Here is a 21,508-nt window from a genome sequence, read left to right on the forward strand (position 1 = left end):
ATGTATAAAATGAAATCTCAATTTAAAATACTTTACCTGCTTGTATTTGGTTTGTTTGCAGCAATAAATGTAAATGCTCAAAGTTTAACAGTAAGCAATTTGCTTTGCGAATACAAAAAACGCCCGGTTGGTGTAGATGTTCAAAAACCGATATTAAACTGGCAGATAAAAAGCACCAAAAGAAATGTAATGCAAGGTGCTTATAGAATTTTAGTGGCTGATGATTCGCTTTTACTATCTAAAAATATTGGAAATATTTGGGATACAAAAAAGGTAAATTCCGATGGTTCCATTCAAATTAGGTACAACGGAAGAGCTTTATTGCCAGTGAAAAACTATTTTTGGAAAGTGATGGTTTGGGATAAAACTGGTGCAGTAAGTAGCTGGAGTAAAATTTCGGCATGGCAAACTGGCTTGTTTAATAAAGGTGATTGGAAAGAAGCACAGTGGATTGGCTACGAAAAACTTCCTGAATCAGAAATCATTGTTCCGGCCCAACCCGAACTGGGCGATTTAGGTAGTAAAGGAAAAAACAATATTCTTCCGTTGTTAAGAAAGGAAGTTATCGTAAAAAAACAGGTTAAAAAAGCCACTATTTTTATTTCTGGTTTAGGTCATTTCGAACTTTCGTTAAATGGTACAAAGGTCGGCGATCATTTTTTAGACCCAGGCTGGACAAAATACGATAAGCATGCTCAGTATGTTGCTTTCGATATCACCAATAAAATCAAAGCTGGTTCAAATGCTTTTGGCGTAATGTTGGGTAATGGTTTTTATTATGTTTTATCAGAAAGGTATAGAAAACTAACAGGCGCCTTTGGTTATCCCAAAATGATTTGTAGAATCGCATTTGAATATAATGATGGCCCTACCGAAGATGTTGTAAGTGATAATTCCTGGAAAACAATTGCTGGTCCAATAACCTTTTCAAGCATTTATGGTGGCGAAGATTTTGATGCAAATCTACTTCCAAAAGGTTGGGATAAACCACAGTTTGATGATAAAACCTGGCGAAATGCTTTGGTAGTTGGAGGCCCGGAACAATTAGATGCACAGGCACAAGAGCCTTTAAAAATATTCGATAATTTTAAAGCTGTAAAAGTTACCCAACCTAAACCGGGCTTGTGGGTTTACGATTTCGGTCAGAATGCATCTGGGATACCGTTTATTAATGTTAACGGTTTGAAAGGTAAAACCATAAAACTTATTCCAGGCGAACTGCTTGCAAGCGATGGAACGGTTACACAAAACGCTATTGGTAGTCCGGTTTTCTTTAATTACACTTTAAACGGAGCCGAAACAGAAAGTTGGCAGCCTAAATTTATGTATTATGGTTTCCGTTATTTACAAATAGAAGGTGCTGTACCAATTAACGAAAATAACAGCGGTAAACTTCCGGTTGTGCTGCAAGCTAAACTGCTTCATAGCCGGAATGCTGCACCAACAATTGGCACATTTACAAGTTCAAACACGTTATTTAACAAAACATTCGATTTAATTGATTGGGCTGTAAAGAGCAATATGGCTAGTGTTTTTACTGATTGTCCGCACCGAGAAAAATTAGGTTGGTTAGAGGAGGCACATCTTGTTGGCAGTTCTATCAGATACACGTATGATATAGCTACATTAAGCAAAAAGGTGATTTCGGATATGCGGATGTCGCAAACTGCTGATGGCTTAATTCCAGATATTGCGCCCGAATATTCACAATTTGGTGGTGGATTTAGAGATTCTCCAGAATGGGGTAGCAATGGAATTATTTTGCCATGGTACGTTTACCAATGGTATGGCGATAAGCAAGTGCTTGAAGAGAATTACGATATGATGAGCCGATACATCAGTTATTTAGGAACAAAGGCCAACAATCATATTTTAACGCATGGTTTAGGCGATTGGTACGATATCGGTCCGAAAACGCCAGGTGTATCTCAACTTACACCAAAAGGCGTAACGGCTACGGCAATTTATTATTACGATTTAACCATACTTACCAAAATTGCTCGGGCATTAGGAAAAGGCGATGATGTAAGAAAATATGAGGCATTAGGAGCGAAAGTGAAATCGGCCTTCAATAAAAAGTTCTTCAATTCAGAAACCAACCAATATGCCACTGGAAGCCAAACGGCCAATGCAATGGCACTGTATATGAATCTTACTGAGCCAGATAGAAAACAAGCAGTTCTGGATAATTTAATTAAAGATTTAAGAAAAAGAGATAATAGTTTAACTTCGGGTGATATTGGTTATCGCTATTTATTGAGGGCTTTAGATGATGCGGGCCGTTCGGATGTTATTTTCGATATGAATAGCCGATCGGATGTTCCAGGGTATGGTTATCAGATTGCAAGAGGTGCAACTGCATTAACAGAATCTTGGCAGGCTAACAAAGATGCATCTAACAATCATTTTATGCTGGGGCATTTAATGGAATGGTTTTACAGCGGTTTGGCAGGTATTAGGGCAGATGAAAATGATGTAGCCTCTGGCAATATAGAAATCAGACCAGAACCAGTTGGCGATGTAACTTTTGTAAAAGCCAGCTATTATGCTCCAAGAGGATTAATTAGTGTAGATTGGAAGAAAGAGAAAAATGTTTTTAATCTAGATGTGGAAATTCCGGCAAACTCGAAAGCTACTTTGTATTTGCCTGCAAACGAAAGCGCAAAGGTTTTCGAAAATGGTAAATCAATAGCAATAAATAAGGCAATTAAATATTTGGGTTATAAATTGGGTAAAAAAATATTTCAGGTTGGTTCGGGAAACTATCGTTTTCAAATAAAACAGTAAACATTATGAAAAGAAGGACTTTACTAAAAGCTGCAGTTGGTGCAATTCCAGCTTTGTATTTGCCAGGATTGCTTAAAGCAAATGATTTCATAAATCCTTTGCAAGTTAGTGGAGAAACGATGCAGAAAGGACCATTTAAACCAACTTGGGATTCTTTAAGTAATTACCAGGTGCCAGATTGGTATCGTGATGCTAAATTCGGTATTTGGGCGCATTGGGGTCCGCAATGCCAACCCGAACATGGTGATTGGTATGGGCGCAAAATGTATCTTGAAGGAACAGATACTTACAAATATCATGTTCAAAAATATGGGCATCCATCAAAATTTGGATTTAAAGATGTTATAAACGAGTGGAAAGCCGATAAATGGGAACCCGAAGCTTTATTAGAAATGTACAAAAAAGCCGGAGCTGAATACTTCTTTGCTCTTGCAAATCACCACGATAATTTCGATTTATACCCAAATAAATACCAGCCTTGGAATTCGACTAAGTTTGGTCCGAAGAAAGATTTAATTGGGGGTTGGGCAGAGGCAGCAAAAAACCACGGTTTGAAATTCGGGGTAAGCGTTCATGCTTCACACTCATGGACCTGGTATGAATCTGCTCAATTTGCAGATAAAAATGGTCCGCTCGCTGGGATTCCATACGATGGAAATATTACTAAAGCAGATGGTGTTGGCAAATGGTGGGAAGGGATGGATCCGCAAGAATTGTACGCCCAGCAACATGGTTTAAGTACAAACGAAAATACAGCATATTCAAATACAAAAATCTGGGAGTGGCAAAAAGGCGTTAATGTTCCACCAAAGGCCTATTGCGATAAATTTTACAACAGAACAATCTCCCTAATTGATAAATATGAACCAGATTTGGTTTACTTTGACGATACTGCATTACCACTATGGCCTATAAGTGATGCCGGACTTAAAATAGCAGCACATTTATACAATAAAAGCATTAAGAAAAATGGTAAACTCAATGCAGTTCTTTTTGGTAAAATATTAGATGAACAGCAAAGAAAATGCATGGTTTGGGATATAGAACGTGGACAAAGTAATGTAATTGAACCAATCCCATGGCAAACCGACACTTGTATCGGCGATTGGCATTACGACCGTAGAATTTACGATAGAAAAGGGTATAAGAGCGCCAAAACCGTAATACAAACACTTGTTGATGTAGTTAGTAAAAATGGAAATCTTTTATTAAGCATTCCATTAAGAGGAGATGGATCGCTTGATAGCCAGGAAACAGAAATTTTAGCTGAAATTTCTAAATGGATGGCGATAAATAAGACCAGTATTTTTGGAACACGACCATGGAAAATATTAGGCGAAGGGCCAGCTTTAGAGAATCTACAACCCTTAAAAGCTCAAGGTTTTAATGAAGGAAAATCGAAACCGTTTTTATCAGAAGATATTCGCTTTGCGACAAAAGATGATGTTATTTTTGCTACCGTACTTGGAGCAATTGTATCAGATAAAGTGTTGATTAAAACTTTCTCTACAAGCAAATATACTAACAAGATTAAAAAAGTAACACTTCCTGGAGATAGTAATCCGTTAAATTTTACCCATAATGAAACCGGATTGATTATCGACGTTCCAGAGCGCTTAAGAGGTTGCTATGCAACTGTTTTTCAGATAGTTTAAAAATCTAAAAGTAGTATAGATAGTTTTTTTATTTATAAAAGCCATGTTTTGAGGTATGGTATAATCTCAAAACATGGGCTAAATTGTCTGTCATTAAAATGCCTTAATGCTTTAAAAATCAAGCTTTAATCTAATACCTCCGTTGGTAAGGTTTAAGTTATCTCTCGAAAAATCTTTCATTGGCAACCTCAAAAATGGTTCTACAGCGATGTGTTTTTTTGGTGATATTTTCTGCTTATAACCAAAGTTAAAATTATAAAAACCTAAATATTTTTCCGGAGCGATCACAGCCTCACTTTGTTGCTCCGAAACTCTTTCTGTAACCACCTGCATTTTTTGCTCGGCATAACCCATTGTATTTATCACGGTAGCGTTTTGTGCCTGGCTTACGATATAATTATTTTGCTGTTTATTGTTAATTATAGCTAAGGCGGAAACACCAATCCCAGTATAAAATTTATTGCTGATGTTATATTTCAACTCTAGTGGGATATTAATTCCACGAACACTTGCATCAACAGATTGAAGACTCCGATTGCTATAAGAACTTGCCAATGCCATTGCAGAGGACGAATTTTGAGCTGCTGAAAAATCATTTTTATTGGGGTTACTTGTAGAACTTAAAGCAGTATAGGCAACTCCTGAACTAATAGACAGCTTAGTTGCTAAATTATATGAAAGTGAAAAACCATAATTCATATTTACTTTATTGTCGTTTCCTATTGTAGGCGCAACAAATATTCCAGGTTCCCATTTGGTATTTCCTTTAATTTTTTGTGTTTTATTTATGTTATTGGCATAACTATCCTGAGCTAAAAGTTCTTCAAACGTAGTTTTTGGTTTCTCCGTTGGTTTTTTATCTGCAACTATTTCTCTGTCATTAATTTTTGATGAAGAAGCAATTCGATCTGTATATAATTTTCCGATTAAAATATTTTCAAGCGATGCATTATCAGAAATTGTAGTCGTTTCAACCTTATCCGAAGTGATTAATGGGTTTGTATTTAAGATGGTTTTCTCTTTTTCTATTGATGATGAAACAGCATTATTATCGTTTTTACTATTTAACGATGCGCTTTCTAAATTTTGAGTTTTAGGTTGTAGAAATGGAGTTTCTTCTATAATTGAAGAACTTTTTGTTGAATTATTTTCTACTTTTTTATTAACTGCTTTATGTTGATTTACTACAGTTTTATCACTTTTAATTTCATCTTTTTGCAAGAAAAATAGACCGCCAAAAACTAAAATTACTGCAGCAGCCGACCAGAATGGCCAATAAACAATTCCTCTTCTTTTCTTTTTTTCGGGCATAGAGAAGCGCTCCCAAGCTCCGGGAGTGTATGCTTCTTCATGTGCCTGAAGATTATCTTTTATATGGTCAATTAATTCTTTATCCATTTTTCTCATACGAATTAACCAGTGTTTTTAAATACAGTGTTCGTAGCTTATTTTTAGCTCGGGTTAAATATACCCTGCTCGAACTTTCGGGTATGTTCATCATTTTCGAAATCTCATCGTGAGCGAAGCCTTCAATTTCGTATAAGTTAAAAACCAACCGATGTGTTTCAGGTAAATGATTTAACAGTTTCAGAATATCTTGTACATGTAAATCAGATGCTACGGAAACGTTGGTAACAGGATGTTCAGCTTCAGATAAATCATCTACATAAGCCTGGTTTTTTAAAGTTCTTAGTTTATCAATCGCTGTTCTCGAAGCAATTTTGGCAATCCAACCTTTAAATATTTTTTGTAAATCGGCAGTATTATTTGGCGCTTGAAAACCATTAATACTCTTGAAAATTTTTATAAAGCTGTCATTTACAAGTTCTTCTCCATCATAACTATTGTTTACATACCTTAAAATTATACCCATTAAGTAGCCATAAAATGATTTATACATCATTTCTTTGCAGCTGTTATCATTCCTTTGGCAGCCTTTTATAATTTCCTCAATACTGAGTATTTTTTTTATCAACCTTTAAGAACTTATTAGAGATGAGTTAATGATTTGCTATGGGACGCAATTTTTACAAAGTTAATGAAAATGACACCATCCTTTTTAATGGATGATGTCGATTTTCGTTTCATATGTAGGTGTTATTTGTTCGTAAGAATGCTTAGTCCAAATTTGGTGCTATCTGTTTTACTTTTTAAACCTTTTGCCCAAAGTGTGTAAATTTTTCCGGCTTCTATTTTTGTGCTTGGAAGTGTAGCAGTTACATTATTGCTCTCTTTAATTTGAAACGTATAGCTTGCAGATGGATCTATTGAGATGAAAGGTGAAGCTTCTTTGTAAGCTTTTCCAGTTACTAAAGCGGCATCTTTACCTACAACGGCTAAATCTAAAGCCGCCGCATCTGGACTTAAGTTTATAAATCGAACTTTAGCTTTGCCAGTTTCGGGAGCTTTTAAATCATCTTCAACTACTAATATTTTTGGTGTTGGCAATACGTCAACCACAAAAGCCGAATAAAACAAACCCGATTGCAGGTTTACATTCGCTGTAGAGATAAATTTAGTTGAATCTTTTTTTGTTATACCGAATAATCTTGAGCCAGGATAAGCACCAAAGTAACCTAAATCGTTGGTGTAGTTGAAAGCTTTGTTGTTGGCTTTTTGATTATCTACAATAAAATCTAAGGCGCCAGTACCTGGAGATGCATGTACAAAACCAATACCTGCAACGGTAACGGTGTCGTTATTCCAATCTTTTTTACAGGCTGATATAAATACTGTGAATAACAGGAGTGAGCATATAATTTTTGTCGTTGTGCTTAACTTTTTCAGATTAGTTTTCATTTTAATGTTTTTAAATCAATTTTAAATTAAAATTGGTTAATGGCCATTAACACTTTTTCTGATAAAACGAAGCAGGGAAGAAAAACGCTACAGTAAGGGAAAATTATTTACATTAATGTTTTTAGAGTAAAATGTATTTACAAATATCTTAAAAAAAAAAAGGAGCTTTGATAAAAATCAAAGCTCCATATTTAATAAGATTTACAATAAATTTAAGAATACATTTCTGCTCGCAGTTTTGCAACATCAGCACTATTGATGTATTCATCATAAGTCATTAACTTATCTATAGTTCCTTTTGGTGTAATTTCGATGATGCGATTTGCAACAGTTTCTGTTAATTGATGATCTCGCGAAGTAAATAAAATAGTCCCTTTAAAATCTTTCATACCGTTGTTTAGCGCTTCGATAGATTCTAAATCGAGGTGATTGGTAGGTTCGTCAAACATCAACACATTTGCTTGTTGAAGCATCATTCTAGAAAACATACAACGCATTTTTTCTCCACCAGAAAGCACTTTTACATTTTTCAAAACCTCTTCGCCAGAAAATAACATACGGCCTAGAAAGCTTCTTACAAACTGTTCGTCAGCATCCGTTCCTGAGTATTCACGTAACCAATCAACTAAATTTTCGTTCTTATTGGCAAAATATTCTGCGTTATCGTTTGGTATATCAGCAGTGCTTATGGTAACTCCCCACTTAAATTCGCCTTTAAAGTCGGTATCTCTACCACTTAAAACATCATAAAACGCTGCGGTTGCCAAACTATTTTGCGATAAAACAGCAATTTTATCTCCTTTATTTACCATGAAAGTAACTTTGTCGAATAAGATACCGTCATTGCCCGATTTGCCTAAAGCATCAACCTGTAAAATCTGGTCGCCTGCTTCTCTGCCCGTATTGTTAAATATAATTGCCGGATATTTTCTGCTCGATGCTTTAATCTCCGTGATATCAATTTTATCAAGGGCCTTTTTACGCGATGTTGCCTGCTTTGATTTTGATGCATTTGCACTAAATCTGCGGATAAACTCCTGCAATTCTTTTACTTTTTCTTCCGTTTTCTTGTTCTGGTCGCTACGTTGTTTTAATGCCAACTGACTAGATTCGTACCAGAATGTGTAGTTACCAGAGTAGATGTTCATTTTCGCGAAATCAATATCTACAATATGTGTACACACCGCATCTAAAAAGTGCCTATCATGGCTTACAACCAATACAATGTTTTGGTAATCAGCTAAAAAGTTCTCTAGCCATGCAATTGTTTCAATGTCTAAATCGTTGGTAGGCTCATCTAGCAATAAAATATCAGGATTACCAAAAAGTGCTTGTGCCAATAATACACGTACTTTTTGTGTGTTATCTAATTCTTTAAGTAATTTATAGTGGTTTTCTTCAGTAATACCCAAACTGCTTAACATGGTTGCTGCATTACTTTCCATGTTCCAGCCATCTTTTTCAGCAAAGATATTTTCCAATTCGCCAGCACGTTCGCCATCTTTTTCGGTAAAATCTTCTTTCATGTAAATGGCATCTTTCTCCTTCATAATGGCATAAAGTTCTTTATGTCCCATCATTACGGTTTCCAAAACCGTCGATTCATCAAATTCGTGGTGATTTTGTTTTAAAACTGCCATTCTTTCACCCGGTGTAAAAGCTACACTGCCAGATGTTTGACTTACTTCGCCCGATAAAATTTTTAGAAAAGTAGATTTTCCTGCACCATTGGCTCCAATTACACCGTAGCAATTGCCTTGGTTAAATTTAAGGTTAACATCTTCAAAAAGTGTGCGTTTGCCGTAGCGTAAGGAAAGATTAGAAACTGAAATCATACTGTAAATAAATAAGCCGCAAAGATATGGAAAAAGGTTGAGGGTAGAAAGTTAGAAGGCAAAAGGTTCTAATTAATAATTAAGGTTTCATTTCTCAACTTTTCCATACTCCACGGTCTTTCTCCTCAAATACTTAGTTACAGGATTGAATAAATTTGAATAGGTTTTTATATTTTGGAAACGAAGGTTCAGTTTTTCATGGCGAAGGCAGCCCTGCTTTCACTGCAATCTTTTTGTTATCGGTCTGTTTAAAGTTGAAGGAATTCTGCAACAAAAAGTATTTTCGTTCTATCAGGTTTATTTAACTTATTAAGAAGCTCTTTTAAAAAGTTGTTAATAATAATTGTAGGGTACGCTCCTCGGTATGTGTCCTCACAGACCGAAATTAAATTGAAAGTTTTTTTTTGGAAATGAAGGTTCAGTTTTTCATGGCAAAAGTATTCCTGCTTTCACTGCAGTCTTTTTGTTATCGTTCTGCTTTAAATTGAAAGAAATTCTGCAACAAAAAGTATTTTCGTTCTATCAGGTTTATTTAACAATGGGAGAAGCTCCTTTTGAAATGTCTGAATCAAGGCTTGTAGAAAATTATATTTTTATAAATTAGTCTTCAAAAACTGGTTATTTATGCAATACTTAATCAACTTACTAAAAAATCCAATTGGTGTAATTCAGGTTGAGGAACTCGCCGCTTTATCATTAAAGGATTTTTATACTATAACCGATTTAATCAACTTAAGCTTTCATAAAGAAGAACAGATGGCTTTTAGAGCGGCCTGGGTTTTAGAACGTATTTATTCAAATCACCAATCAAAATTTTTACCACATATTTCTTTATTTTTGGAAAGAATCCCTCATCAACAAAATTTATCGGCACTTAGGCATTATGTAAAAATCCTTGCTTTTATGACCAAGAAAAATGCTGCTGAAGATGTACAACAAATTATAAATGAGTACGATACAAATAACTTAGCAGAAATTGTATTTGGTTGGTTAATTGATGAGAGAATTCCGGTAGCCGTAAAATCGCATTGCTTAAATATATTGGCTAATCTTTGCCATAAACACAGTTGGATAAAAGATGAGCTTCCTGAAACCATGGACTATTTAATTGATAAAGAAAGTATTGCGTTTTTTGCAAAAGTGAAACAAATAAGAAAGCAGTTGAAGAATAAAACACTTATCAAGAGATTGTAATTTGTAGGTTTAATACATCAAAAAGTCACATATTTCTTTTTTAGCAATTTTAATAAAAGCTTTCAGCTTTGTTCTTTTAGCTTTTATCTATTTTTACCAAATGAGTACGGATTACGAAATTGTATCAAAAATTATAAAAGATAGGCGTAGCATTTTTCCTGCAAGCTACATTAAAAAGGAAATTCCTGTTGAGGTTATAAATCAGATTTTAGAAACTGCTAATTATGCACCAACACATAAATTAACGCAACCCTGGCGTTTTGTGGTGATAAGGAAAGCTGCCTTGGCTAAGTTGGGTGAAGAGTTAGGCAGATTGTATAAAAACCTAGTTAGCCCACAACAATTCTTGCAAAAAAAGTATGATAGCTTTGCCGAGAAAACAAGTCAGGCCGATTGCATAATTGCTATTAATATGCAGCTTAGTGGTAAAATACCAGAGTGGGAAGAGTTGGCTGCCGTATCTTGTGCGGTGCAAAATATGGCTTTAACCGCCGAAAGTTTAAAGGTTGGTGCTTACTGGAGTTCGCCACCACTTATCGATGATTTATGCGAATTTTTAAGCTTGCGAGAAAACGAAAAATGTATTGGCTTATTTTATATGGGTTATCATAATGAAAAACCTTGGGAACCTAACCGAACTCCAATTGAAGAAAAGATACGTTGGATGGAAGATTGAGGCTTTTAACATATTTTAATAAAATCCTTAAAAATTTGCGAACAATTAAACAATCTGATTTTAAGTTCTCAATTCCATTATACATCTCACATTTTCCATCAACAAATATGTCATCTTTAAAACCTCAATTATATCAGCTTTGCTTAACTTTTATTCAAAACAGAATAGAAAACATAGAGTACTCCTTGCAGCAGGCCAGGCAAGCATCGAATGATGATACCAAAAGTAGTGCCGGCGATAAGTACGAAACAACCAGAGAAATGATGCAGCAGGAGATGGACCGAAATAGCAAATTATTGTATGAGGCTGGTCAGCAAAAAATAACTTTACAACAAATAGAAAATGTTGAAGCTGCCAAAGAGGTTAAAAATGGCAGTTTGGTTATCACCTCTAGTGGTAATTTTTACATCAGTATAAGTGCAGGTGAATTAAAACTTAACGGACAATCCTACTTCGCCGTTTCTCAAGCTGCACCAATTGGCAAAACTCTTATCGGTAAAAAAATTGGTCAGGAATTAATCTTTAACGGAAAAAGCTATCTAATTTCAGAGATATTATAAAGGCTTATTATTGTATTTTCAATAGGATATATGACGACTAATTAATATTAGTTTAAGGTTTTAAATTGCTAAACCTATTTTAAAATTCTGGACGAGAAATTAGGCGTTAAATATGGTTTTAGCTCAGCAAAGGGAATAAAAACTACAATTTGGCCTTGTGCATAACTTGCAACTTCATAAGGATTATACATAAATGCCAAACCGTTTTTGTTGAAGTAAAAGTTATCATTTGGTTTTAAGAAATTATCGAAAAATACGGTGTTTAATTCATCGCCAGCCTTAATATTATATTGTTTACGTAGGTTTTTCTCCAATAAATTTTGTAGCGAATTAGAATCTATTTTAACAATATCGCTCAAAGCCATCTGCTTTTTACTTTTTACATCTAAACAATACATTAAACTACTGTAATAACCATGCGCTCCACCAGTATAAGTGTCAGCTAGAAAATCAATTACAACATAATCATTATCATTGTATAGAATTGATTGCTGGCTATTGTTGGTGTAATTCATCCATTCCATGTATCCTCTATCGGGTCCGGTTCGTTGTTGTTCTGCAATTTCCTTTTTATAATCAGCAAAATATGCATCAGCAATTTTTTTAAATGCCGGCACTCTATCCATATTGGTTGATTTTATTCCTGAAATTTTTTTCAGTAGATTATTCAACCAAAGTCCAGATTCATCATTTACATTAGCTTGTAAATATTCGAAAGAAATTTCTGCAGTTGGGGTTTTTGGCTTGTCGGCAAACGCTTTTACCGAATCTCTATAAATACCAGGTGTAAAAGCAAAACTTCCTTCTGGATATTTTTCTTTTAATGATATTGGATATGTTTTAGATTTATCGCCACTCTGCCAAATTCCATTAAAAGCAGAACCATTCCACTTTACAGACAAATGAGGCTGCTTGGCGTCTTGGTTAAAATAGTAATCATTAAAACTATTTTCTGTAAGTATTAAACTGTCTTTTCCAATCAATGTATCGGCCGACAAATTAAGCCATGCACCATCATAATAATATTCGCCATCAATGCTACCATCTATTCTTTGCAAATGCATTACAACAGATTTACCGGCAATTGTTCCCTCCAATCTCTTATAAAAATTTTGGGGCAATTCTAAATTTACCTTTTCTGTACTATCGGCAATTTCGCTATTATTATTGCTGTTTTTAGGATTTTTACAGGCAGAAAGCACAAATAATCCACTAAGGAAAACAAGAATTAGTTTTTTCATAAAGCATTATTGGGATGAATAATTTATTTACATTCGAAACTATGTTTTTGTTTTGTTAAAGCTTTTATTTATGCTGTAATACAGGTTTTTGGCTGTGTATCTTCCTGGGTCTATAATCCTGCGGATGGTGTAAAGTGGAAAATTTTCATCTCGTGGTGTAGATAAAATAAAGGCAGCTTTAAAACCATGCTCTTTAAGTTTGTGCAAATTAGCAGCTTTGTAAACGCCATATGGAAATGCAAAATATTCTACTTTTTTACCTGTTATGGTTTCCAGTTTTTTAGTTGGTTCATCTATTTGTGTTGCCCAATCTTCATCCTTAAATTGAGTGAAGTTTTTATGATCGTACGTGTGGCTTGCAATACAATTCCCTTCATCAGCTAATTGTTTAATTTGTGCGGTCGACATATAATTTATTCGTCCTTTGTGCCCAATGGAAACCGTCATGATGAAATAAACGCCTTTAAAGTCATACTTTTTCAATGTTGAAGCACCAACAGTAAATTGGTCTTCATCGGTATCATCAAAAGTTATCATAATTGGTTTTGAAGGTAATTTTGCGCCATAAACCAAATAATTATAAAGCTGATCGGGCAAAATGGTATGGAAACCACTATCCGCAATCATTTTAATGTGTTCTCTAAATTTATCGGGAGCGATAATATCATCATGAGCCCTTTTACTATCACTTGCAATATTATTTCTGATTTGATGATAGCATAAAACAGGAACTTCTTTACGGGCGAGAATGGTTTTATTATCTGCTGGTTTTGTCGCAGTCGAATCTGCTTTTGATGTTGCTGTTGTATTTTGTTTGGTTTTTTCTTTATCGCTATGGCTTATACACGAGCTTAAGAGAGAAATCAATAATACTGCTGTTTGGAGGGGATGAGCTAGGTTTTTTACTTTTCTATTCAATGTTTTAAGAAATTATTTAATTAAATGTACAGCATTTTCAGATTCAATAAAATCTTTTTCATAGGTATCCCATTCATTTTTTGTAACACCTGATTTCAGTGCACAATTTTTAAAGAAAGTATAATCTGTTACTTCATTTTTAGTCGTTAAGCAGGTATTTAAAAATTTAAACATTCGCTTTTCGCCAATAATTTGTTCAAGTCCTCGTAATAAGAATGGTCCGTAAGAGTATCTGTATGTGCCAGAAATGCTATTCATATCTTTTATGGCATTTAATGGAACAGCCTTAAAATCCTTCAATTGTTTTGCTCTGTTTTGAAAATATCGAGTTGTAAATGCTTTACCAAACTTATTTTCTGCAGCTTTAACTGATAAATATTCTGCGGTTGATTCCAAAAAGAACCAAAACAGGGTTGAATTTGGCTGTAAGACATTTCCGAAATAATAATGGCCAATTTCATGAGCAATAAAAGGATAATCTGTAGAGTCTTTCAATTTTGAATGCTCTTCGTCAATCATATCTCCCAATTTTAAGCCAGCAAATGCTATTACCGGAAAGGATACAAAACCCCAACTTCTGCCTTTATTAAATTTTTCCACAGGAGTATGTTCGATAAAAACATTTTTGGTATCATATGGAATCTTTAACGATTTATAGAAGTAAGTTTTAATATCTGCAATGTTTTGCTCAAAAATCGAAAGTTCCTTCTCATTCATAGATGTGTTTAAGAATAATGCTCCCTTGGTTTTTTGTATTTCATAATCACCAGCAAAAAGAAGTGGGGCTATAGCAATGTCTGATTTAAATTTTGCAACCGGACCTGGTTTTGGCACATCGCCGTTTATAAATATGGTTTTAGAATCTTTACTTTTTACTTCTATTTCATAGGTCATTTGCTCAATAAGCCTATCATTTTTAACATCATAAATTATTGGATACCATTTCGATTGGTCAGTTGCCCGAACTGTTTTTCCATTAAATGCGATTAATCCTTTAAAATCAATAAAATTTAGGGTATCCGAATAAATAGGAAACGCCCCGGTATAAGTAATATGAAGTTGCTTTGGATTTTTTAGCGTGTCATTTCCATTTTGTGGGACGTAAATCAAACCTTCGCCACGCATTTTTCCATTATAAAAACCCGAATAGCTTAATGTTTTATTTGCAGAATCTTTAATGGATTTTATGTTAAACCCTTTATTTAGTAGTATTTGATAGTCTTTTCCTAAATCAGGAATATTGCTTAAAACAAAATCGCAAGTTATTTGCCCGGTAGCCATTATCACATCAACATTTCCTTTTAAATGGGGTGTTTGACACCGAAGATTTAAAAGTGTAAACGTTAAGAATGCCGCCAATAAATATTTTTTCATACCTGTTGATTATTCTTTTAAATTACTAAAAGTTCAACACTTAAATGGTGATTAGAAAATTAAAAACTATTTTTAATGCTATTGCTTAACGTTTTAGGACTCCAGTAACCACTTGCAATAATCCTTCTGATGGTAAATAAAGGATCTTTTTCATCACGTTTTGTAGATAATTGATAAGCCATTCTAAAACCTCGTTTTTTCAATTCTGGAATTCCTTCTGCATTCCATAAACCAAACGGGTAAGCAAATTCTGTCATTTTTTTACCGGTAATTTCTTCCAGTCTTTTTGTTGGTTTATCCAGTTGTTCTTCCCAATCTTTCCCGGCATATTTCTTAAAGTTTTTATGGTCGTAGGTGTGAGAACCAATTACATTTCCTTCATCAGAAAGTTGTTTAATTTGTTCTGAAGTCATATAGTCTACAAATTTTCCTTTTCTGCCGATGGAAACCGTCATGATAAAATATACTGCTTTATATCCTAATTTATCAAGCGTTGGGCGAACAATTGTAAACTGATCCATATCCGTATCATCAAAAGTTAGCATAATTGGTTTGCTGGGCAAAGCAGCACCAGTGTTTAAATAAGCATAAAGTTGGTCGGGCAAAATGGTATGGTAGCCACTATCTGCCAGCATTTTCATTTGGTCTTTAAAATTTTGAATCTCAACAATGTAATCCTTACCAACTTTACCGTCTGTAGGTTTCCAGTTTCTTACCTGGTGGTAGCATAAAATTGGAACTTGTTTTCTTGCCAAAATGGTTTTAGCATCAGCAACTTTTATTTTTGATACATCGATTTTACCCGATTCGGTTTTAATTTCCTGTGAAGTTTTATCAGTAGAATCTGTGCTATTACTAGCTTCTGTTTGTGATTTAGATTGGCAACTGGCAAATAACATTGCTGCAGCTGCGATTGTTGTTAAGATGTTAATTTTCATGTAGAAATATTTCTTGCAAAACTATAAATTCTGCGAAAAAGTACGTGCAAATTTATCATGTGTTGATAAATAAATCGACATCAAGTTTTCGGGTCAAACTATCGCATTTATTACATCCAACATAAAGCTAATTTCCTGTTTATTGAATATTTTAGGGCTCTTAAAATCAAACCTGAATGAATAAATTTTACAAACTCGTTTTATGTGCTCAGCTCTTATCATTCGCAGTTATTGCACAAAATAAAACTTTTACAATTACAGAAAACGTACAAGCTCAACCAAAAGCAAATTACCAATTGGCATCGCGGTTTTCGCCAAATAAGTTGAAAAAGATGGTGTACTCAACCGCAGTAGATCCACATTGGCTGAAGTTAACAAACCGTTTTTGGTACACATTCGAAAGCCCAAAAGGTAAGTTTTGGTACTTGGTAGACCCTGCTGCGAAATCAAAAAAACTGATGTTTGATAACGCTAAATTGGCGGCAGACATTACATTAATTGTTCGCGATCCGTTCGATGCCGAACATTTACCATTAGAGAATTTAAAGTTTGCTGCTGATGAAAAAAGCATCTCTTTTGAAGTAAAAAGTTCTATCGATGAATTGAAAAAAGATAGAAAGGATAAAAAAGCTGCAGACTCTATGCAAAAGAAAATTTATTCTTTTAAGTATGATTTAGCTACAACCAAACTAACGGAAGTTGCCAATTTCAGTCGCCCAAAACCTAAACCAATGTGGGGTTCAGTGGCTCCGGATTCATCAGCAATTATATTTTCAAAAAATTATAATTTGTATTGGATGGATAAAGAAAACTACAAAAAAGCTGTAAAGAACGAAGATGATAGTACGATTGTGGAGCATCAGCTTACAAAGGATGGTGTTAAATTTTATTCTTACGGTAGTGATGGTGATGGTGAAAATAACGTGGAGAATGAAAAAAACAATAAAAAAAGGAGAGGAGCTTATGTGCTATGGTCGCCAAATGCTAAATACTTTGTTTTAGATAGAACGGATTCTCGTAAGGTAAAAGATTTATGGGTTATAAATAGCGTTACGCCAGGTCGCCCAACTTTAGAAACCTACAAATATCAAATGCCGGGAGAGGCCGAAGCACCTCAGGATGAAGTATTGCTTTTCGATTTTCCTGCTAAATCTTATAAAAAACTAAATGTATCGGCGTTTAAAGATCAGAGCATTTCTGTTTGGAGCAAGCCATCATTAAATAAAGACAGAGATAACGAATTCCGTCCTTCTGTTTGGTTGGGTAACGATAATAAATTTTATTTTTCTCGTACCAGTCGCGATTTAAAGCGAATAGACATCGCTACCGTAGATATTTCGACAGGAAAAGTTACACCTTTAATTGATGAGCGTTTTAACACTTATGTTGAAGTAAACCGACCAGGCTTGGTTAATGATGGGAACGAATTAATACATTGGAGTGAACGCGATGGTTGGGCACATTTTTATTTGTTTGATGCAAATGGAAAGCTTAAAAATCAAATTACAAAAGGCTCTTTTCATTGCGAAAGTATTGTTAACATCGATGAGAAAAATCGTGTATTGTATTTCACAGCAAATGGTAGAGAAGGTAAAGAAGATCCATACTATTTGCACCTGTACAGCATCAAATTTGATGGTACAAATATGAAATTATTGAACCCAGGGGATTTCGATCACCTAGCAAATCTTAATGATAACAATACTTATTTCGTTGATAATTACTCGAGGGTAAATACGGTTCCAAAATCTACCTTATACAATAAAGATGGTGTAAAGGTTATGGATTTAGAAACCACCGATTTATCATTATTAATGGCTGCTGGTTATAAATTTCCTGAACCGTTTAAAGTAAAAGCCGACGATGGTGTTACCGATTTGTATGGTGTTATGTACAAACCATTTGATTTCGACCCAACTAAAAAATATCCAATTATAGAATATGTGTATCCTGGTCCGCAAACTGAAGCAGTAAACAAGGCATTTACCAAAAGCATGGATCGTACCGAGCGATTGGCTCAATTTGGCTATATCGTAATTACAGTTGGTAATCGCGGTGGAAACCCATCTAGATCTAAATGGTACCACACTTATGGTTATGGCAATCTTCGCGATTATGGCTTGGCTGATAAAAAAGCAGCAATTGAGCAACTAGCAGCAAAGTATTCTTTTATTGATGATGATAAAGTTGGTATAACTGGTCATTCTGGTGGAGGATTTATGTCAACTGCCGCAATGTTGGTTTATCCAGATTTCTTTAAAGCAGCAGTTTCTAATGCTGGTAATCATGATAATAGCATTTACAACCGTTGGTGGAGTGAAAAGCACCATGGTGTTAAAGAAACCGTATCATTAAAAGGCGATACCTCATTTAAATATAGCATTGATAAAAATCCGGATTTGGCTAAAAACTTAAATGGACATTTATTATTGATGCATGGCGATGTGGATAACAATGTTCATCCGGCAAACTCTATTCGGGTAGCAAATGCGTTAATGAAAGCCGGAAAACGCTTCGATTTTTTAATTATTCCTGGTCAGCGACATGGGTTTGGCGACATGACAGAGTATGCCTTTTGGAAACTTGCCGACCATTTTAATAAGTATTTAATTGGCGATTTCTCTGACCCAAGTGAAGTTGATTTGGTTGAAATGGATAGAGATATAGAACAAAACGGGAAGTAGATATGAACCTCACCCTATTAACGTTTGGAGTAAAAGCACAGCCTTTGCTTTCCCTCTCCTGAAGGAGAGGGAGGTAAGGACAGGAGAAAACCTACAAACATCGATAGGGTGAGGTTTAAGCTTTAGAGATTCCCACCTGCGTGGGACAAAGGCACCTTCTAATTCAACATTTAGCAAATTTCTAAATCTATCTTCTTTTAATTGCCTCCAACTTATCTCATCACTTCTATCAAATCCACAAAAATTCATAAATTACCATCTCAATAAAAATTTATCAAGAAAAACCTCTTTTATTTTTCGGCATTTGCGATCTGTATGGCTTCTTGTAAGCAGTCTTCAGAAAGCAATTTAAACGGACCTGATTCATCAGCCATTAAAGAAATCAATGCTGCAAGCCTCACTAAATATTTATCCATAATTGCAGCAGATAGCTTGGAAGGAAGAAAGCCCTTTACAAAAGGCGAAACAAAAACCATTAACTATTTAAAAACAGCGTTTGAAAAATTAGGTTTGCAACCGGGTAATGGCGAAAGTTATTTTCAGGAAGTGCCAATGGTTGAAATTAAATCCATCCCGGATGATAAAATGATAATCAATGGAAAATCGGGCAGCTTATTTTTAAACTACCTAACAGAATTTGTAGCAGGCTCTCGCCGTGTTCAAAATGAAGTTAGCATCAAAAATTCTCCTTTAGTTTTTGCCGGGTATGGAATTGTAGCACCAGAATATGGATGGAACGATTACAAAAATTTAGATGTAAAAGGCAAAATAGTAGTCGTTTTAATTAACGATCCTGGGTTCTCCGATTCGACTTTGTTTAGAGGTAAAAATATGACCTATTACGGGCGGTGGACATATAAATTTGAAGAAGCATCGCGACAAGGTGCTGCTGGTGTTTTAATTATACATGATACAGAACCTGCAGCCTATCCTTGGACAGTTGTTAGAAGTGGATGGTCTAAATCTAAACTTACTCTTCAAACCGCAGATAATGGTATGAACAGAACCGTTATAGAAGGTTGGATTGGTTTGGATGCCGCAAATAAATTATTCGCAATGAGTGGGAAATCATTCGAAACTTTAGCTGCAAGCGCATTAAAGAAAGATTTTAAAGTTGTTGATTTAAATGTTACAACATCACTGAACATTAAAAATCAAACCAAAAAATCAGTTACTTACAACGTTTTGGCTAAAATTGAAGGTGAAAAATTAAAAGATGAAGCCATTATTTATTCTGCACATTGGGATCATTTAGGTGTTGGTGAAAAGGTTAAAGGAGATTCTATTTACAATGGTGCGGTAGATAACGCTACAGGAGTTGCCTCTTTATTCGAAATAGCTGCAGCATTTAAAAAATTGCCTGAAAATCCTGCAAGAACCATTCTATTTATTTCTTATACAGCAGAGGAGCAAGGTTTATTGGGTTCGGAATATTATGCCAAGCATCCTGCTTTCCCTTTAGAAAAAACTGTAGCTAATATTAATATGGATATGATGGGGCTTGCTGGTAAAACTAAAGATATTGTAGTTTATGGCTTCGGACAATCAGAATTAGAAGATTATGCAGCCGCTTCAGCTAAAAAACAAAACCGTGTTATTGTTCCAGATCCGGTTCCATCATCAGGCTTATATTACCGCTCCGATCACTTTAATTTAGCTAAAGTTGGTGTTCCATCTTTATTTACAGGTTCTGGAGTTGATAATATTAAGAATGGAAAATCTTGGGGTTTAAATCAAGTTGCTGATTTTACCAAAAATCGCTACCACTCTCCACAAGATAATTTTGACGCTAAAACCTGGGATTTATCTGGCATTGTTGAAGATGTACAAATGTTATTTGATTTAGGTTACCGCTTAAGTAACGAAGCAACCTATCCAAAATGGAAAACAGGTTCGGAGTTTAAATCAATAAGAGAGAAGAAATAGTATACAGCAAAAAGCCACAGATTAACAGTTTATTTTCATCAGCGTTTAAGGATGAATAATCTGTAAATCTGTGGCTTAATATTTATTTTGAGTTACTAAAAGTGAAACATAACACCCAATTTAGGCGCAAATGTATCAGCTTCTAAACCGAATGAGTTTGTAGTTACTTTAGCACCGTTTGCTTTATTTTTAGCTTGGAAATTTTGGTAACCTAAACCATTAACTGAAACTTCAATGCCAATTCTTTTAGTTGGGAAGAATGCAAAACCTGGCGCAACATTAACACCGATTGATGTTGTAGAAGCAACTTTAGCACCTGTATCGCCATTTGCAGCAACTACTTTGTTAGAACCAAATGCCATAGGAACTGATAATTGTCCGAAGAACTTAAATTGGTCTGATAAACCAACATAATAACGACCAAATGGAGCAACAACAAATGCTTCATTTTGATTTAGGTTACTAACTTCTTTATTGTGAGTGTAACCAAGACCTGTACCGATAGCAAAGTTATTGTCAACAAAAAATCCAACACTTGGAATTACATTAAAGCTTACATCTGATTTTGCTGCACCTTCCACTTTACTAGAATTGAAACCCACACTACCACCTAAAATTACTTTTCCTTTTTCTGTTTGTGCATTTGCACCATAAACTAAACCTGCAACGGCTACTACTGATAATAATAATTTTTTCATCTTTTTATTTATTAATTTGTTTGAAAAATAAGCCAGTTTTTAACTTTTAATTCCTGACTATATTCGCCTAAAAGTCAACACTTGTGCCAAAAGGAATTTCAGTTAGTCATTAAAAAATCAGGTTTTTGCTAATTGGCTTTATGTTAAGATGATATAAAATTGAGGTTAAATCAATATTATTTTTGTGTGACTAAAAATCAATCGTTTGATTAATTTTTTAAGC

Annotated in this window: 16 protein-coding genes; 7 read left to right on the forward strand and 9 right to left on the reverse strand. The window is 34.6% G+C overall.

The genetic code is table 11. From position 1 onward, the window contains the following. Positions 1-9: 9 nt before the first annotated feature. Positions 10-2,787 (forward strand): alpha-L-rhamnosidase, encoded by a 2,778-nt coding sequence (locus ACFOWA_RS03620; protein WP_378981872.1) that lies wholly within the window; start codon positions 10-12, stop codon positions 2,785-2,787. Positions 2,788-2,792: 5 nt separating this feature from the next. Further along, on the forward strand, positions 2,793-4,442 hold the full coding sequence (locus ACFOWA_RS03625) for an alpha-L-fucosidase (protein WP_378981874.1): 1,650 nt from the start codon (positions 2,793-2,795) through the stop codon (positions 4,440-4,442). Between the two features lie 111 nt (positions 4,443-4,553). Here the strand turns inward: ACFOWA_RS03625 and ACFOWA_RS03630 are convergent, their stop codons facing one another. The 4 genes from ACFOWA_RS03630 to ACFOWA_RS03645 form a co-directional block, all read right to left on the reverse strand. Further along, positions 4,554-5,840, reverse strand: coding sequence for a hypothetical protein (locus ACFOWA_RS03630; protein WP_378981876.1), 1,287 nt, complete (start codon positions 5,838-5,840; stop codon positions 4,554-4,556). Beyond that, the gene (locus ACFOWA_RS03635) at positions 5,833-6,417 is read right to left on the reverse strand and encodes an RNA polymerase sigma factor (protein ID WP_378981878.1); all 585 of its coding nucleotides are present in this window, start codon (positions 6,415-6,417) and stop codon (positions 5,833-5,835) included. The genes ACFOWA_RS03630 and ACFOWA_RS03635 overlap by 8 nt, the downstream gene beginning before the upstream one ends. Positions 6,418-6,539: 122 nt before the next feature. Next, positions 6,540-7,241, reverse strand: a complete 702-nt coding sequence (locus ACFOWA_RS03640) for a DUF4397 domain-containing protein (RefSeq protein ID WP_378981880.1) — start codon at positions 7,239-7,241, stop codon at positions 6,540-6,542. 212 nt (positions 7,242-7,453) lie between these two features. Continuing rightward, a complete protein-coding gene (locus ACFOWA_RS03645) occupies positions 7,454-9,076 on the reverse strand; it encodes an ABC-F family ATP-binding cassette domain-containing protein (RefSeq protein ID WP_378981882.1) in 1,623 nt (540 codons plus the stop codon). A gap of 624 nt (positions 9,077-9,700) precedes the next feature. Between ACFOWA_RS03645 and ACFOWA_RS03650 the strand changes: the two genes are divergently transcribed. The 3 genes from ACFOWA_RS03650 (at position 9,701) to ACFOWA_RS03660 (ending at position 11,506) form a co-directional block, all read left to right on the forward strand. Next, a complete protein-coding gene (locus tag ACFOWA_RS03650; protein WP_378981884.1) occupies positions 9,701-10,270 on the forward strand; it encodes a hypothetical protein in 570 nt (189 codons plus the stop codon). 100 nt (positions 10,271-10,370) lie between these two features. Continuing rightward, positions 10,371-10,946, forward strand: coding sequence for a nitroreductase family protein (locus ACFOWA_RS03655; RefSeq protein ID WP_378981886.1), 576 nt, complete (start codon positions 10,371-10,373; stop codon positions 10,944-10,946). Positions 10,947-11,053: 107 nt separating this feature from the next. Continuing rightward, positions 11,054-11,506, forward strand: coding sequence for a 3-oxoacyl-ACP synthase (locus tag ACFOWA_RS03660; protein WP_378981888.1), 453 nt, complete (start codon positions 11,054-11,056; stop codon positions 11,504-11,506). A gap of 74 nt (positions 11,507-11,580) precedes the next feature. Here the strand turns inward: ACFOWA_RS03660 and ACFOWA_RS03665 are convergent, their stop codons facing one another. Genes ACFOWA_RS03665 through ACFOWA_RS03680 form a run of 4 tightly spaced genes read right to left on the reverse strand, consistent with a single transcriptional unit; the run spans position 11,581 to position 15,977 of the window. Next, positions 11,581-12,747, reverse strand: a complete 1,167-nt coding sequence (locus tag ACFOWA_RS03665) for an RsiV family protein (protein WP_378981890.1) — start codon at positions 12,745-12,747, stop codon at positions 11,581-11,583. A gap of 39 nt (positions 12,748-12,786) precedes the next feature. After that, complete coding sequence (locus ACFOWA_RS03670; protein ID WP_378981892.1) at positions 12,787-13,665, reverse strand: polysaccharide deacetylase family protein; 879 nt, start codon at positions 13,663-13,665, stop codon at positions 12,787-12,789. Between the two features lie 12 nt (positions 13,666-13,677). Further along, a complete protein-coding gene (locus ACFOWA_RS03675; protein WP_378981894.1) occupies positions 13,678-15,039 on the reverse strand; it encodes a M1 family aminopeptidase in 1,362 nt (453 codons plus the stop codon). A 59-nt stretch (positions 15,040-15,098) separates the two neighbouring features. Next, positions 15,099-15,977 (reverse strand): polysaccharide deacetylase family protein, encoded by an 879-nt coding sequence (locus ACFOWA_RS03680; RefSeq protein WP_378981896.1) that lies wholly within the window; start codon positions 15,975-15,977, stop codon positions 15,099-15,101. Between the two features lie 176 nt (positions 15,978-16,153). Here ACFOWA_RS03680 and ACFOWA_RS03685 point away from each other — a divergent pair, with 176 nt between their 5' ends. Next, positions 16,154-18,661: a S9 family peptidase gene (locus tag ACFOWA_RS03685; RefSeq protein ID WP_378981898.1), complete on the forward strand. Its 2,508-nt coding sequence runs from the start codon at positions 16,154-16,156 to the stop codon at positions 18,659-18,661. A gap of 315 nt (positions 18,662-18,976) precedes the next feature. After that, a complete protein-coding gene (locus ACFOWA_RS03690; RefSeq protein WP_378981900.1) occupies positions 18,977-20,587 on the forward strand; it encodes a M28 family metallopeptidase in 1,611 nt (536 codons plus the stop codon). Positions 20,588-20,682: 95 nt separating this feature from the next. On the opposite strand, the gene ACFOWA_RS03695 is transcribed toward ACFOWA_RS03690, so the two are convergent. Further along, positions 20,683-21,285 (reverse strand): outer membrane beta-barrel protein, encoded by a 603-nt coding sequence (locus ACFOWA_RS03695; RefSeq protein ID WP_378981902.1) that lies wholly within the window; start codon positions 21,283-21,285, stop codon positions 20,683-20,685. Positions 21,286-21,508: the final 223 nt, after the last annotated feature.

The organism is Pedobacter lithocola, from assembly GCF_042650845.1.
In the GTDB taxonomy this organism is placed as follows: Bacteria; Bacteroidota; Bacteroidia; order Sphingobacteriales; family Sphingobacteriaceae; genus Pedobacter; species Pedobacter lithocola.

Coding starts and splice junctions, on each gene's coding strand:
- ACFOWA_RS03690 (WP_378981900.1), top strand. CDS start 18,977: ATGGCTTCTTGTAAGCAGTCTTCAGAAAGCAATTTAAACGGACCTGAT.
- ACFOWA_RS03640 (WP_378981880.1), bottom strand. CDS start 7,241: ATGAAAACTAATCTGAAAAAGTTAAGCACAACGACAAAAATTATATGC.
- ACFOWA_RS03650 (WP_378981884.1), top strand. CDS start 9,701: ATGCAATACTTAATCAACTTACTAAAAAATCCAATTGGTGTAATTCAG.
- ACFOWA_RS03680 (WP_378981896.1), bottom strand. CDS start 15,977: ATGAAAATTAACATCTTAACAACAATCGCAGCTGCAGCAATGTTATTT.
- ACFOWA_RS03655 (WP_378981886.1), top strand. CDS start 10,371: ATGAGTACGGATTACGAAATTGTATCAAAAATTATAAAAGATAGGCGT.
- ACFOWA_RS03630 (WP_378981876.1), bottom strand. CDS start 5,840: ATGGATAAAGAATTAATTGACCATATAAAAGATAATCTTCAGGCACAT.
- ACFOWA_RS03675 (WP_378981894.1), bottom strand. CDS start 15,039: ATGAAAAAATATTTATTGGCGGCATTCTTAACGTTTACACTTTTAAAT.
- ACFOWA_RS03625 (WP_378981874.1), top strand. CDS start 2,793: ATGAAAAGAAGGACTTTACTAAAAGCTGCAGTTGGTGCAATTCCAGCT.
- ACFOWA_RS03665 (WP_378981890.1), bottom strand. CDS start 12,747: ATGAAAAAACTAATTCTTGTTTTCCTTAGTGGATTATTTGTGCTTTCT.
- ACFOWA_RS03660 (WP_378981888.1), top strand. CDS start 11,054: ATGTCATCTTTAAAACCTCAATTATATCAGCTTTGCTTAACTTTTATT.
- ACFOWA_RS03620 (WP_378981872.1), top strand. CDS start 10: ATGAAATCTCAATTTAAAATACTTTACCTGCTTGTATTTGGTTTGTTT.
- ACFOWA_RS03685 (WP_378981898.1), top strand. CDS start 16,154: ATGAATAAATTTTACAAACTCGTTTTATGTGCTCAGCTCTTATCATTC.
- ACFOWA_RS03645 (WP_378981882.1), bottom strand. CDS start 9,076: ATGATTTCAGTTTCTAATCTTTCCTTACGCTACGGCAAACGCACACTT.
- ACFOWA_RS03695 (WP_378981902.1), bottom strand. CDS start 21,285: ATGAAAAAATTATTATTATCAGTAGTAGCCGTTGCAGGTTTAGTTTAT.